We start from the raw sequence: 12,627 nt of genomic DNA, 5'->3' as shown, positions 1-12,627 counted from the left end.
TCACCTCAGCTTCAGCGTGGCGAGGCCGATCAGCGCCAGGATGAGGGCGATGATCCAGAAACGGATGACGATGGTGGGCTCTTCCCAGCCCTTCTGTTCGAAGTGGTGGTGCAGCGGCGCCATGCGGAAGACGCGGCGGCCGGTCAGCTTGAAGCTGGCCACCTGAACGATGACGGAGACGGTTTCCAGCACGAACAGGCCGCCGACGATGGCGAGCACGAACTCGTGCTTTACCACCACTGCGATGGCGCCCAGCGCGCCGCCCAGGGCCAGGCTGCCGGTGTCGCCCATGAAGACCATGGCCGGCGGCGCGTTGAACCACAGGAACCCGAGTGCCGCGCCGACAAGCGCGCCGGTGAAGACCGCCAGTTCGCCCGCGCCGGGCACGAAGTTGATCTGGAGGTATTCGGCGAAGATCGTATGGCCGCTGACATAGGCGATCAGCGCGAAAGTGGCGGAGGCGATCATCACCGGCACGATGGCGAGACCGTCCAGCCCGTCGGTCAGGTTCACGGCGTTCGCCGTGCCGACGATGACGAACATGCCGAAGGGCACGAAGAACCAGCCGAGATCGAGCATGAAGTCCTTCACGAACGGGAAGGCGAGCCGGTTGGACAGGTTCTCCGGCGCAATCAGCGCCAGCCAGACGGTGGCCACCAGGCAGATCCCGAACTCGACGCCCAGGCGCAACCGTCCCGGCAGGCCGCGATGGGTGCCGCCCTTCACCTTGGAATAGTCGTCGACGAAGCCGACCAGACCGAAGCCGAGGGTCACCATCATGACGATCCAGACATACTGGTTCGACAGATCCGCCCAGAGCAGCGTCGCCACCGTGACGGAGAACAGGATCAGGAAACCGCCCATGGTCGGCGTGCCCTGCTTCTTCACGATGTGGCCCTGGGGCCCGTCCTCGCGGATCGGCTGGGCGTAGCGCGGCTGGGAACGCAGCCAGCGGATGAAGTAGGGCCCGACGATGAAGCAGACGAGCAGCGCCGTGATGACCGCGCCGCCGGTCCGGAAGGTCAGATAGCGGAACAGGTTGAAGAACAGGAACTGCTCCGAGAGGGGCGAGAGGAGGTTGTAGAGCATCTCCGCCCCCTTCAGCCGCGGGCGGCGGCTGCGCGGCCGCCCTCGCCCAGGGATTTCAACGCCTCGACGACGACCGCCATGCGGCTGCCCAGCGAGCCCTTGACCAGCACCACGTCGCCGTCGCCGACCGCGGCGGCCACCTTCGGCGCCAGTGTCTCGGAGTCGGGCGCGTGCACGACGTCGGCGCGGTGCTTCATCGCCGTCTCCAGCCGGGCCATCTCGGGGCCGCAGAGAAAGACCAGCCGGACGCCGCTTTCGGCGAGGTCGTCGGCCAGGCCTGCGTGCATCCGGCCCGATTCGCGGCCCAGTTCCAGCATGTCGCCCAGCACGGCGACGCGGCGGCCCCGGCCCGCCGGCTCGGCGGCGCCAAGCACGGAGAAGGCGGCGCGCATGCTGGCCGGATTGGCGTTGTAGCTGTCGTCGATCAGGGTGAAGGATCGGTCGCCGCGCATCGGCACCTGTTCGCGCGCGCCGCGGCCGGCGAGCGGCTGCAGCCGCGCCAGCGCCGGGGCCGCGCGTCCGATGTCGGCGCCGGCAGCCTGCAACGCGGCCAGCACGCCCAGCGCATTCATCACCCAGTGTTCGCCGGGCAAGCCGACGCAGAACGTGGCCTCCACGCCGGCGAGATCGGCGCGGACACAGGAGCGGTCGGCCTTGACCTTCGCGCAGATCAGCCGGACATCCGCCGCGTCCGCCGCGCCGAAGGTCACGATCCGACCGGCGCCCGCCCGATTCGCTGCTGCGGTCAGACGTGCGGTCTGCGGCAGGTCGGCGGGGATGACCGCGACGCCTTCCGGACCGAGTTTCTCGAAGATCTCGGCCTTGGCGTCGGCGATGGCGTCCAGCGATTCGAACGCCGCCATGTGCGCCGGGGCGATGGTGGTGATAAGCGCCACCTCGGGCCGGGCAATCTCGACCAGCGCCGAGATCTCGCCGGGATGGTTCATGCCCAGTTCCAGGACGGCGTAGTCCGTGTCGCGCGGCATCCGCGCCAGCGTCAGCGGCACGCCCCAATGGTTGTTGAAGCTCTTGTCCGAGGCGTGGACCCGCACCCCGCAGGCGGCAAGACAGTGGCGCAGCGCCTCCTTGGCGCCGGTCTTGCCGGCGGAGCCGGTCACCGCCAGTACCTTCGCCGAGGTCCGCTGGCGGGCGGCGCGGCCGAGATCCTGCAGCCCCTTCAGCGTATCGCCCACGACGACCAGCCGGGCCGGATCGGCGCCGGCCGGCGCGCGGTGGACCATGGCCGCCGCGGCGCCCTTCGCGAGCGCGTCTTCGACATAGTCGTGCCCGTCGAAGTTCGGCCCTGCCAGGGCGACAAACAGGTCGCCGCCGGTCACGGTGCGGCTGTCGATGGAGACGCCGCCGGCCCGCCAGCCGCCGGCCGCCTGCCCTCCCGTGGCCGCAGCCACCTCGTCCGCATGCCAGAGATCGATCATGTCAGCGCCTCCATCGCCTCGCCCGTCACCGACAGGTCGTCGAACGGAAGCACCTGATCGCCCACGATCTGGCCGGTTTCATGGCCTTTTCCGGCAATCAGCGCGATATCGCCCTGGCGCAGCATGGAAACGGCGCGCACGATCGCCCGGCGGCGGTCGCCGATCTCGATTCCGCCCGGGCAGGCCGCCATGATCTCGGCGCGGATGGCGGCGGCGTCCTCGGTGCGCGGATTGTCGTCGGTCACGATGGCGACGTCCGACAGCTCGGCCGCGATCCGGCCCATCACTGCCCGTTTGGCCCGGTCGCGGTCGCCGCCGCAGCCGAAGACGGTGACGATGCGGCCCGCCGTGTGGGGCCGGAGGGCGGTAATCGCCGCGCGCAGCGCCTCGGGCGTATGCGCGTAGTCGATGAAGGCGGCGGCGCCGGCGGACCTGCCGGCCGGCTGCAGCCGGCCCGGCGCCCCCGTCAGTCCGGCCAGCGCCGCCAGAGCACCCCGGCGCCCGGAGTCCAGGACGGTCGCCAGGGTGAAGGCCGCGATCGCGTTCTCGGCCTGAAACGCGCCGACGAGAGGCAGGCGGACCCGCGCCCGCTCTCCGGCGGCGTCGATCTCGAGATGCTGTCCGTCCAGGTCGGCCTCCAGCACGCGGTAGGCGACGTCGGCGCCGCTCCGGCCATAGGTGACCACGCGCAGCCCGGCCTCACGGGCGCGGCCGGCGATCGTGGCGCCATGTTCGGAATCGGCGCAGATCACCGCCGGCGCGCCCTTTGGCAGCAACTCGGCGAACAGCCGGGACTTGGCCTCGAGGTAATCCTCGACGGAGCTGTGATAGTCGAGATGATCGTGGCTGAGATTGGTGAAGCAGCCGGCGGCGAGCCGCAGCCCGTCGAGGCGGCGCTGGGCCAGCCCGTGGCTGGAGGCCTCCAGCGCCAGATGGGTCACGCCGTCATTGGCCAGCGCCGCCGCCCGTCGCTGCAGCGCCACCGGGTCCGGTGTCGTCAGCGAACCGGGATAGTGGCCGTTCCGGGTGGTCACGCCCAGCGTGCCGAGGCAGGCTGCGTTGATCCCTGCCGCGGCCCAGATCTGGCGCAGGAACCACACGATCGAGGACTTGCCGTTGGTGCCGGTCACGGCAACGACCGTTTCCGGCTGGGAACGGTAGAATCGGGCTGCCATGCGCGCCAGACAGCGTCGGGGATCCTGACCGGTGATCAGCGGCACGCCGGCGTCCAGGCTGCGTCCGGCAAGCACGGCGACGGCGCCGCTCGCCACCGCCTGCGGCACGAATTCGGTCCCGTCATGGCGGACGCCCGGCAGCGCGGCAAAGAGAAAGCCGGGACGTACTTCCCGGCTGTCCGCTGTCAGTCCGGCGATGTCGATATCGCCAAGTTCGCCCGCGCTCCCGCCTGCAAGCCTAGAGAGTTTCATTCCGCCTCGCTGTCCGTTCGGCGTTGGCGGGGAGGGACAGCGCCTCGATGACACGCGGATCGTCGGGCGCGACCGGGCGCACGCCCAGGATGGGCGCGATCTCGGGAATGATGCGACCGGCGGTCGGCGCGGCGTTCCAGCCGGCGGTGGCGTAGCCGAAGGTCTCCTTGGTGCCTTTCGGCTCGTCCAGCATGATGAGAATGACGTATCGCGGGTCGTGCATCGGGAAGATGCCCGCGAAGGAGGTGATCATCGCCTTGCGGGAATAGCCGCCGGCCTTCGGCTTTTCGGCCGTGCCGGTCTTGCCGCCGACGACATAGCCCGGCGCCTGGGCCTGGCGCCCTGTGCCTTCCGCCACGACGAGCCGGAACAGCTTGCGCAGCTTCTCCGAGGTCGCCGGGGAGATCACCTCGCGTTCGGTGGCAGGGTTGCCGGGTCCGCGCCGCAGCAGCGTCGGCGTGACGTGGCGTCCGCCATTGACCATGGCGGCCATGGCGGCGGCGACCTGCATCGGCGAGACCGCGAGACCATGCCCGAAGGCGATGGTCATGGTCTCGAGTTCCTTCCAGCGGGCCGGGGCCTGGGGATCGATGACTTCCGGCAGTTCCAGCGGCGACCGGTCCAGGAGACCGAGCGAGCCCAGAAAGCGGCGCTGGGCTTCGGTACCGACGTCCACCGCCATCTTCGCCGCGCCGATATTGGACGAGTACATGAAGATCTCGGCGACCGTCATCCAGCGCGCCTTGGCGTGGTGGTCGCGGATGGTGAAGCGGCCATAACGGATCGGATGTGTCGCGTCGTAGCCGTCGGTCAGACGCATGCGCCCCACCTCCAGCGCCATGGCCGTGGTGAAGGCCTTGAAGGTGGAGCCCATCTCGTACCGGCCATAGGTGGCGCGGTTGAAAAAGGCGTCCTCGCGCATCGCCTCGCGCATGTTGGCGTCGAAGTCCGGCAGGGAGACCAGCGAGATCACTTCACCGGTGTCCACGTCCATCACCACGCCAGCGCCGCCGATGGCGGAGAAGGTCTCGATGGCCCGCTTCAGTTCCCGGTGCACCACATGCTGCACGCCGAGATCGATGGAAAGGGCGACCGGTTCCGCGGCGGGATCGTGCAGACGCGTCTCGAGGCCCCGCTCCATGCCCGCGCGGCCGCGGTGCTCCCCGTCCAGGAAGCCGACCACGTGCGCGGTCAGCGCGCCCGCCGGGTAGTTGCGGGTGACCGTTGGCAGCATCTCGATGGCCGGATCGCCGACCCGGTAGACCGCGGCCACCTGATCGGGAGTCAGCCGGCGGCGCAGGATGACGCTGGCGCGGGCCGATTCCAGCCGCTCGCGGATCCCGGCGGCGTCGTCTTCGCCAAGAGCCACGGCCAGCCGTTCCGCCAGATGCGGGATCGATTTCACCCGCCGCTTGTGGACCAGCAGCGTATGGGTCGGCAGGTCGACGGCCAGCAGGCCGCCATTGCGGTCCACGATGGAAGCCCGCTTGCGCCAGGGCAGCGCCTCGGATGCCGACGCCGGCGCCTCGGACTCCGACGCCTGGGCGGCGTCGGCCAGCAGGGGCTGCGCGGGCAGTGAAAGCTGCACCGTCCGCGCGGAAAGTCCGAAGAACCCGATGGCGAAAGCCACGGCCAGCAGCACCAGCCGGCGGCGCACGCGCGCGGCGTCGCTGGAGGGCAGCCGGGACTTCAGATCACGGCCCGTAAGTTCCGCCGAGGGCGCCGGATCGAACAGGGTGCGGCTCATTTCAGTGCCTCCGTCGATCGGGCTTCGACAATGCCGCCCATGCGGTCGATGACGGTCTGCAGCGCCGCCGGATCGGCCAGGATGCGCTCCGCCGCGGTCGGCTTGAGCGGCAGGTGCCGCGCCGCCAGGTCCTCGATCCGGGACGGGCGGGTCTGATAGCTCCACTCCGCCTCCAGCACATGGATCTCGCGCCGGGCGTTCTCAATGCGGCGCTCGATCTCACGGGCGTGGCTGTCCGCGGCGTCATGGCGGCGCTCGATCTCGTAGACCCCGCCGACGACGGAAAGACCGGCGAACACCGAAGCGATGGCGATATAGCCCTTCATGCGGCTTCGTCCTCCGTGCCCGCGCCGGGCGGCCACGGCGCGGCTGCGGACCTTTCGGCCACCCGCAGCCGCGCCGACCGGGCCCTCGGATTGCGTTCGATTTCGGCGTCGCCGGGCTTGATCGCCCCGCGCTTGAGCAGCCGGAAGGACGGCTCCCGCCCGTCCGCGGCCTCGGGGCGGTGACGCGAACCCCTGGGCTCGGCGCCCGAGCGTTCGGTCAGGAAGCGTTTGACCAGCCGGTCTTCCAGGCTGTGGAAGCTCACCACGGCAAGCCGGCCGCCTTCGGCCAGCACGCGTTCCGCGCCGCGGAGACCGCGGCGCAGTTCCCCCAGCTCGTCGTTTACGGCAATGCGCAGGGCCTGGAAGACCCGCGTCGCCGGATGAATGCGGCTGCCCGGCGCGGGGATGGCGGCGGCGATGATCTCCGCCAGGCGGCCCGTGGTGTCGATGGGCGCTTCGTCGCGAGCGCGGACCACGGCGCGGGCCGCCGGACGGGAGCGGCGCTCCTCGCCATAATGGTAGAACAGGTCCGCCAGCCGGGATTCCTCCCAGGTGTTGACGATGTCGGCGGCGGTCTCGCCGCTTCGGCTCATGCGCATGTCCAGCGGCCCGTCGCGCAGGAAGCTGAAACCACGCTCGGCGCGGTCGAGCTGCGGCGAAGAGACGCCCAGATCCATGGCGACACCGTCGACGGCGCCGGCGTCTGCATCCCGCAACAGGGTCTCCATGTCACCGAAAGCGCCGTGCAGGGGCGTCAGCCGTCCGCCATGAGCCTCGGCCATGACCTCGGCGGCGGCGATGGCGTCCGGATCCCGGTCGATGGCGTAGACCCGGCAGTCAGCCGAGGCCAGCCAGTGCGCCGTGTAGCCGCCCAGGCCGAAGGTGCAGTCCACATAGCGGCCGCCGTCGCGCACGCGCAGCGCCGCGGTCACCTCGTCCAGCATGACGGGCAGATGCGCGCTCATTCGTCCCGCCCCCGCTTGGACAGCATGCCCTCATGGGCGCTGCGGGAACGCACGCGGCCTTCCTCGACCTTGCCGGAGGCGACGTCGGGATGCATCAGCGAGAACTGGTCGCCCCGGCCAACGAAGGCGATCTCCTTCTCCACGCCGACCGCTTCGCGCAGTTCGGGCGGCAGGACGATGCGGCCGTCGCCGTCGATGGTCAGCGTACTGACCCCGCCGAAGATGGAATAGCTGATGTCTTCATAGGCCTGGCTGGTGGGGTCTTCCCGCTCCAGCCGCTCGAAAAGCTTTTCGAGAAAGGCGTCGCCGCAGCCGATGAGGACGTTGTCGTCGTGGCGCGAGCGGAAGATGTGAACTTCGGCGGACTCGTCACTCTCGCCCAGCAGCGTGCGGAATTTGGCGGGAATGGAGACCCGCCCGTTCCGGTCCACCTTTCGGACATATGTGCCGAGGAAGAACTTCATGCCCGGCCTGATGCTCCGCTGCTCTGGCTTCCTGCGCGCCGCCCGTTACGCCTTCTCCCCTCCGAGGCTTCTGGATCTCACCGGAAATACACGGAATTTTCTGGGGCAAAAATGGATATACGTGGAAAAAAATGGGCCGTCAATGGAATCGACCGGAACTGGATGGTGATGGCCGCCAACAATTGGAGAATTGCGACGCCAATATGTTCTGTTTTTGTTTCGGGCGCGAAGAAACAGGGCGACAAATCCCGTACGCCCGCGCCGCCGGTCCCCGTGACCCCTCAGACGCGAGGCGATATGCTCGGGCCGGCGTGACAGGGAGGAATTCGATGAGCGGCGCGATTGCCTACGAGGTGGCGGCCTTCAACACGGCCACGGCCAGCGAGAACCGAATCCATGACGATTCGGTGGCGAAGAAGTTCGGTTTCCAGGGCGGCCTGGTGCCGGGCGTCGACGTCTACGCCTACATGACCCGGGCGGCGGTGATCCGCTTCGGCGCGGCGTTCCTCGCCCGGGGCATGATCGAGTGCCGCTTCGGCAAGCCGCTCTATGACGGCGAGACCGCGCGGATCGAGGCCCGGGACGACGCGGACGGCCGGCTGGCCATCGCGCTCTCGGCGCGGGACACCGAGCTGGCGACGGCGACCGCCTGGCTGGCCGAGCCGGCGGAGCCGCCTCTGCCGGAGCAGTACCCGACAGCCGGGCTGCCGGCGCCGGACGCGCGGCCGCCGGCCTCGGCGCAATCCCTGCCCGAAGGCGCGGCGCTGGGCACGATCCGGGAGACCGCCGACGGCGCGGGCCAGCAGAGCTACCGCGCCGACGTGCGCGAGACGCATCCGCTCTACACGGAGACCGGGGCGGTGCATCCGGGCTTCCTGCTGCGCCGCGCGAACAGCGCGCTGAAGGACAATGTCCGGCTGGGCCCGTGGATCCATGTCGGCAGCACGGTGCGCCATTTCGCGCCCCTGCAGGCGGGCGGCGATCTGGAGACCCGCGCCCGGGTCGCGCGGCGCTATGACCACAAGGGCCATGGCTTCGTCGAGCTGGACGTCGCCCTGTTCTCGGAAGGCCGCGCCATTGCGCGCATCGACCATGTCGCCATATACGAACCGAGACAGGTTCGGATGAGTGCATGATTTCCCAGGCTTCGCGTTTCCGGCTGACCCTGCTGGCCCTGCTGGCGCTGTCGTCCGTCCTGTCAGGCGCGCGCGCGCAGGCGCCCGAGACCGAGATCGGCACGTTGTCATTCGTGATCGAGAACGACTATTTCGCCCGCACCGACCAGAACTACACCAATGGCTGGCGGCTGCAGTACCTGCGCCCCAAGGGCGCGGTCAGCGACCTGACCGACTGGCTGGGCCAGACCTTCCTGGATGTGGCGGACGAGACCCGCATCTACGAAGGCGTCTCCGTCGGCCAGAACCTGTTCACCCCGCGCGACATCACCGACCCCGATCCGCAGCCCGGCGAGCACCCCTATGCCGGTTATCTCTACCTGGAATTCGCCGGCGTGGTCGACCGCACCTCGGCGGTGGACACCCTGACCCTTCAGCTCGGCGTTGTCGGGCCGCTGGCCATGGGCGAGTTCACCCAGAACACGGTGCACCAGCTCATCGCCAGCGAGATCGCCAAGGGCTGGGACAACCAGCTGTCGAATGAACCCGTCCTGTTGCTCAGCTTCGACCGCACCTGGCGGGTCTGGCGCGAAAGCCGGGAATACAATTTCGACGTGCTGCCCAGCGCCGGCGTCAGCATCGGCAACATCCGCACCGAGGGCCGGCTGGGCTTCACCGCCCGCTTCGGGCCGGACCTGCAGGACGACCTGGGTCCGCCGCGCATCCGCCCCAGCCTGGCCGGCGGCGGCTTCATCGCCGGCGCCCCGGATTTCAACTGGTACTTCTTCACCGGCTTCCAGGCCCGCGGCGTGGCCAAGAACCTGGTCCTGGACGGCAACAACTTCACCGAGAGCGCGCGGGTCGACAAACGCAATTTCGTTTTCGAGGCGGATGCCGGCATCGCCATCCATATCGGCGGTTTCCGGCTGGCCTATACCATGGTGCGCCGCAGCCGGGAGTTCGACACCCAGCAGGACCCCCACTACTTCGCCGCGATTTCCCTGACCACGCGCTATTGATAGCGTGCGCCCGAACAATCCTTCCCGAGACCTGCGATTACTGAACACCGCAAATGTGTCACTTTTGTGACAACGCGGCTGTACAGGGCCCGATGCCGATTCCGGCTGACAGGACCGCGAAGCCCGGGTTAAACGGACGGGATTGGTCAGGGCGTCCCCGGATCGGTTGCCGCACAGCGGCCGGATGGCGCCCAGGGAGGCGGAGATGACGGACGCGCCTGTCGAGGTGGAGATCAAGCTGACGGGCCCGGCGCGCGTCCTGAAGGCGGCGCTGGCCGACCTGGGGCGCGGCGAGCAGAAGATGACGGACGTGGTCAGCGTCTATCACGACACCGCCGATGACCGCCTCTGGCGCAAGGGCTTCACCTTCCGCCTGCGCGACAAGGGCGGCGAGCACATCCTGACCCTGAAGCGCGAGGGCCAGGGCGAGCTGGCGCGCGGCGAATGGGAGACCGCGCTGGACGCGCCGGCCGCGGATCCCGGCCTGCTGCCCGCCGGCGCGCCGCGCGGAGAGCTGGGTGTGATCCTGCCCGAGGAGCTGTCGGAGCGGCATCGCACGGTGGTCCGCCGCACGAAGAAGATCGTCGAGTTCGGCGGCGCGGTGCTCGAATGCTCGCTGGACGCGGGCCGGATCGAGGCCGGGGACCGCCGCATGCCCGTGGGCGAGCTGGAGCTGGAGCTGCTGAAGGGCGAGCCGCGCGCCGTGCTCGCTGCCGCGGAAATGCTGCTGTCGAAGCACGCGCTGGCGCTGGAGCCGCGCTCCAAGGCCGCCCGCGGCATGGAGCTGGCCGGCGGCGCGCCGCCCGCCTGGCGCAAGGCCCGCAAGCCGGAACTCGGCCCCGGCGACACGGTCAACCGCGCCATCGCCCGCATCCTGGGCGAGACCGCGACCCAGATCATGGCCAACATCCCCGCCGCCGCCGACGGCCGCGACCCGGAGGGCGTGCACCAGCTCCGCGTCGCGCTGCGCCGCCTGCGCTCGGCCTTCAAGGTTTTCGGCAAGGCCATCGGCGCGGAGGCGGAGCGCCTGGACGAGCGCGCGCGGCCGGTGTTGAAGGCGCTGGGCCCGGCGCGGGACCTGGACGTCTTCCTGGCCGAGACCCTGCCGCCGGTCGCCGCCGCGCATGGGGAGGCGCGCGGGCTGAAGCTGCTGACGGAGGCCGCCGAGGCCCGTCAGGCCGCGGCCTACGCGGCGGTGCGCGAGCTCTGCGCCGGCCGGGAGCTCAGCCGCCTGATCGTGAAGGTCATGCTGCTGGCCGAGGACATGGCCGGGCCCGGCGACCTGAGCGAGCCGCTGCCCGCCTTCGCCGCGCGGGTGCTCGACAAGCGCTTCCGCAAGGCCCGGAAGAAGGGCCGCGATTTCGAGACCATGCCGACGGCGCAGCGCCACGAGGTGCGCATCGCGGTGAAGAAGTTCCGCTACGCGCTGGACTTCTTCCAGTCGCTGTATCCCGACGACAGCATCGGCCCGTTCCGCGAGAGCCTGCGCGCGCTGCAGGACGATCTGGGACGGATGAACGACGCCACCGTGGCCGAGGGGCTGGCCGAGAATCTCGCCGCGGGCCAGCCGGAAGCGATGGTCGGCGCGGCGCTGGTCAAGGGCTGGTACACCCACCGGCTGAAGGCGGTGGAGCCGCACATGATCGCGGCCTGGAACGATTTCCGGGCGGCGGCGCCGTTCTGGCGCGACTGAGGGGGGACGAGCGAATGGCGCTGATATCCGTGCTGGTGGCCAACGCCAAGGGCGGCTGCGGCAAGACCACCCTGGCGACCAATCTCGCCGCCTGCTTCGCCGCCGCCGGGCTCAGGACCGCCATCGCCGAGGGCGACCCGCAGCGCTCGGCCCTGCAATGGCTGAAGCGCCGCCCGGCGGACGCCGCGGCGATCGAGGGGCTCGACTGGCGCAAGGGGCCGGGCGAGGTGCCGAAGGGGATCGAGCGGCTGGTCATCGACGCGCCGGCCGGGGTCACCTCGAAGGCCGTGCAGGCGCTGCTGAAGCAGGCCGACCTGGTGGTGATGCCGGTGCTGCCCTCGGTCTTCGACGAGGCGGCGACGAAGCGCTTCGTGAAGAAGGTCGACGAGATCAAGCCCATCGCCAAGGGGCGCAAGCCCCTGGCCGTGGTCGCCAACCGGGTGCGCGCCAACACCCGCGCGGCGAAGGAGCTGGACGAATTCCTGGCCGGCCTGGGCCACGAGACGGCGGCGCGGCTGGCCGACCGCGCGCTCTACCCGGATGTGGCGCGGCGCGGCCTGGGCATCTTCGACCTCGCCCCCTCCCGCCGCGCCGGCGCGGTCGACGACTGGCTGCCGCTGATAAGACTCATAGAAGGGCAATAGGAGCCGGCGGGGGATGGCATCACCGGTTGGCGCGCGGGGGATGGCTGGGCTGGCATCACCGGTTGGCCCGCCGGGGTTGGCATGGCTGGCATTACCGGTTGGCGCGCGGGGGATGGTGGGCTGGCCCGCGCGCCTTCTGACTTTCCCGGTCGGCGCGCGGGGGATGGTTGGGCTGGCCCGCGCGCCTTCTGACTCCTGCCACCGACCCATCCGGACCCGCTCCGCCACCGCCACCCACAATACGGCGTCCCGGGGCTCGACCCCGGGACCCAGTCAGACTTTCCGCTGGGCCCTTGGGTCAAGCCCAAGGGCGCCGTCGCTGGTTGCGCGCCACCCCTTGGCAAATCGCGGGCGCGGGGGCAGGCTTCCTGCCAGCGTCATGGCAACCGGGCGTGGCGGAATTGGTAGACGCAACAGACTTAAAATCTGTTGGGCGAATGCCCGTGCCGGCACGTGCACAGAAGGTTTCGAAACTAGATGAGATTGGCAGCTCTCTGTCAGAGCAAATTGATAAATTTCAGTCTACAAACGGCACATCCTCTATTCTGAACACTTTTCAAACGGCAAAACGTCGACCGCGCAAATTCCGGCAATTACAATCCCGACCAAAATACCGACGCTGGCTACTGCAATTGGCCATGCTAGTGGATTGAACCCGACAGTGGAGTCCCGATGGGGATTCCCCTTGTCGGCTTTGCGTGC

The 12,627-nt window shown here is 69.6% G+C and carries 11 protein-coding genes; 4 read left to right on the top strand and 7 right to left on the bottom strand.

Annotated elements, in window-relative coordinates; genetic code table 11:
• From mraY to CWC60_RS05735, 7 genes are read right to left on the bottom strand one after another with little or no spacing between them, the layout of a single operon-like run.
• On the bottom strand, positions 1–1,089 hold the full coding sequence (gene mraY, locus CWC60_RS05765) for a phospho-N-acetylmuramoyl-pentapeptide-transferase (RefSeq protein ID WP_109793042.1): 1,089 nt from the start codon (positions 1,087–1,089) through the stop codon (positions 1–3).
• Positions 1,090–1,100: 11 nt separating this feature from the next.
• Positions 1,101–2,525: a UDP-N-acetylmuramoyl-tripeptide--D-alanyl-D-alanine ligase gene (locus CWC60_RS05760; protein ID WP_109793041.1), complete on the bottom strand. Its 1,425-nt coding sequence runs from the start codon at positions 2,523–2,525 to the stop codon at positions 1,101–1,103.
• Complete coding sequence (locus CWC60_RS05755) at positions 2,522–3,952, bottom strand: UDP-N-acetylmuramoyl-L-alanyl-D-glutamate--2,6-diaminopimelate ligase (protein WP_109793040.1); 1,431 nt, start codon at positions 3,950–3,952, stop codon at positions 2,522–2,524. Before CWC60_RS05755 ends, CWC60_RS05760 begins: the two co-directional genes overlap by 4 nt.
• Positions 3,939–5,699, bottom strand: a complete 1,761-nt coding sequence (locus CWC60_RS05750; RefSeq protein WP_109793039.1) for a peptidoglycan D,D-transpeptidase FtsI family protein — start codon at positions 5,697–5,699, stop codon at positions 3,939–3,941. The genes CWC60_RS05755 and CWC60_RS05750 overlap by 14 nt, the downstream gene beginning before the upstream one ends.
• Positions 5,696–6,025 (bottom strand): cell division protein FtsL, encoded by a 330-nt coding sequence (ftsL, locus tag CWC60_RS05745; protein ID WP_109793038.1) that lies wholly within the window; start codon positions 6,023–6,025, stop codon positions 5,696–5,698. Before ftsL ends, CWC60_RS05750 begins: the two co-directional genes overlap by 4 nt.
• Complete coding sequence (rsmH, locus tag CWC60_RS05740; protein ID WP_109793037.1) at positions 6,022–6,990, bottom strand: 16S rRNA (cytosine(1402)-N(4))-methyltransferase RsmH; 969 nt, start codon at positions 6,988–6,990, stop codon at positions 6,022–6,024. The genes ftsL and rsmH overlap by 4 nt, the downstream gene beginning before the upstream one ends.
• Positions 6,987–7,454, bottom strand: coding sequence for a division/cell wall cluster transcriptional repressor MraZ (locus CWC60_RS05735; RefSeq protein ID WP_109793400.1), 468 nt, complete (start codon positions 7,452–7,454; stop codon positions 6,987–6,989). Before CWC60_RS05735 ends, rsmH begins: the two co-directional genes overlap by 4 nt.
• A 329-nt stretch (positions 7,455–7,783) precedes the next feature.
• On the opposite strand from CWC60_RS05735, the gene CWC60_RS05730 reads away from it, so the two are divergent.
• The 4 genes from CWC60_RS05730 to CWC60_RS05715 all read left to right on the top strand — a co-directional run bounded on the left by CWC60_RS05730 (position 7,784) and on the right by CWC60_RS05715 (position 11,925).
• Positions 7,784–8,590: a hotdog family protein gene (locus CWC60_RS05730; RefSeq protein WP_109793036.1), complete on the top strand. Its 807-nt coding sequence runs from the start codon at positions 7,784–7,786 to the stop codon at positions 8,588–8,590.
• Positions 8,587–9,588, top strand: a complete 1,002-nt coding sequence (locus tag CWC60_RS05725) for a lipid A deacylase LpxR family protein (protein WP_109793035.1) — start codon at positions 8,587–8,589, stop codon at positions 9,586–9,588. The genes CWC60_RS05730 and CWC60_RS05725 overlap by 4 nt, the downstream gene beginning before the upstream one ends.
• Positions 9,589–9,793: 205 nt before the next feature.
• A complete protein-coding gene (locus tag CWC60_RS05720) occupies positions 9,794–11,281 on the top strand; it encodes a CYTH and CHAD domain-containing protein (RefSeq protein WP_164516395.1) in 1,488 nt (495 codons plus the stop codon).
• Between the two features lie 14 nt (positions 11,282–11,295).
• Positions 11,296–11,925, top strand: coding sequence for a ParA family protein (locus CWC60_RS05715; protein WP_206419789.1), 630 nt, complete (start codon positions 11,296–11,298; stop codon positions 11,923–11,925).
• Positions 11,926–12,627: the final 702 nt, after the last annotated feature.

Origin of the sequence: Minwuia thermotolerans, assembly GCF_002924445.1 — a bacterium.
Classification (GTDB): Bacteria; Pseudomonadota; Alphaproteobacteria; order Minwuiales; family Minwuiaceae; genus Minwuia; species Minwuia thermotolerans.
Note: the sequence above shows the minus strand (reverse complement) of the source record. Positions and strands in the feature narration are given on the sequence as shown.

Excerpts from the sequence above, each read along its gene's own strand:
- CWC60_RS05720 (WP_164516395.1), top strand. The coding sequence starts at position 9,794 with ATGACGGACGCGCCTGTCGAGGTGGAGATCAAGCTGACGGGCCCGGCG.
- CWC60_RS05715 (WP_206419789.1), top strand. The coding sequence starts at position 11,296 with ATGGCGCTGATATCCGTGCTGGTGGCCAACGCCAAGGGCGGCTGCGGC.
- CWC60_RS05735 (WP_109793400.1), bottom strand. The coding sequence starts at position 7,454 with ATGAAGTTCTTCCTCGGCACATATGTCCGAAAGGTGGACCGGAACGGG.
- mraY (WP_109793042.1), bottom strand. The coding sequence starts at position 1,089 with ATGCTCTACAACCTCCTCTCGCCCCTCTCGGAGCAGTTCCTGTTCTTC.
- rsmH (WP_109793037.1), bottom strand. The coding sequence starts at position 6,990 with ATGAGCGCGCATCTGCCCGTCATGCTGGACGAGGTGACCGCGGCGCTG.
- CWC60_RS05750 (WP_109793039.1), bottom strand. The coding sequence starts at position 5,699 with ATGAGCCGCACCCTGTTCGATCCGGCGCCCTCGGCGGAACTTACGGGC.
- CWC60_RS05760 (WP_109793041.1), bottom strand. The coding sequence starts at position 2,525 with ATGATCGATCTCTGGCATGCGGACGAGGTGGCTGCGGCCACGGGAGGG.
- CWC60_RS05725 (WP_109793035.1), top strand. The coding sequence starts at position 8,587 with ATGATTTCCCAGGCTTCGCGTTTCCGGCTGACCCTGCTGGCCCTGCTG.
- CWC60_RS05755 (WP_109793040.1), bottom strand. The coding sequence starts at position 3,952 with ATGAAACTCTCTAGGCTTGCAGGCGGGAGCGCGGGCGAACTTGGCGAT.
- ftsL (WP_109793038.1), bottom strand. The coding sequence starts at position 6,025 with ATGAAGGGCTATATCGCCATCGCTTCGGTGTTCGCCGGTCTTTCCGTC.
- CWC60_RS05730 (WP_109793036.1), top strand. The coding sequence starts at position 7,784 with ATGAGCGGCGCGATTGCCTACGAGGTGGCGGCCTTCAACACGGCCACG.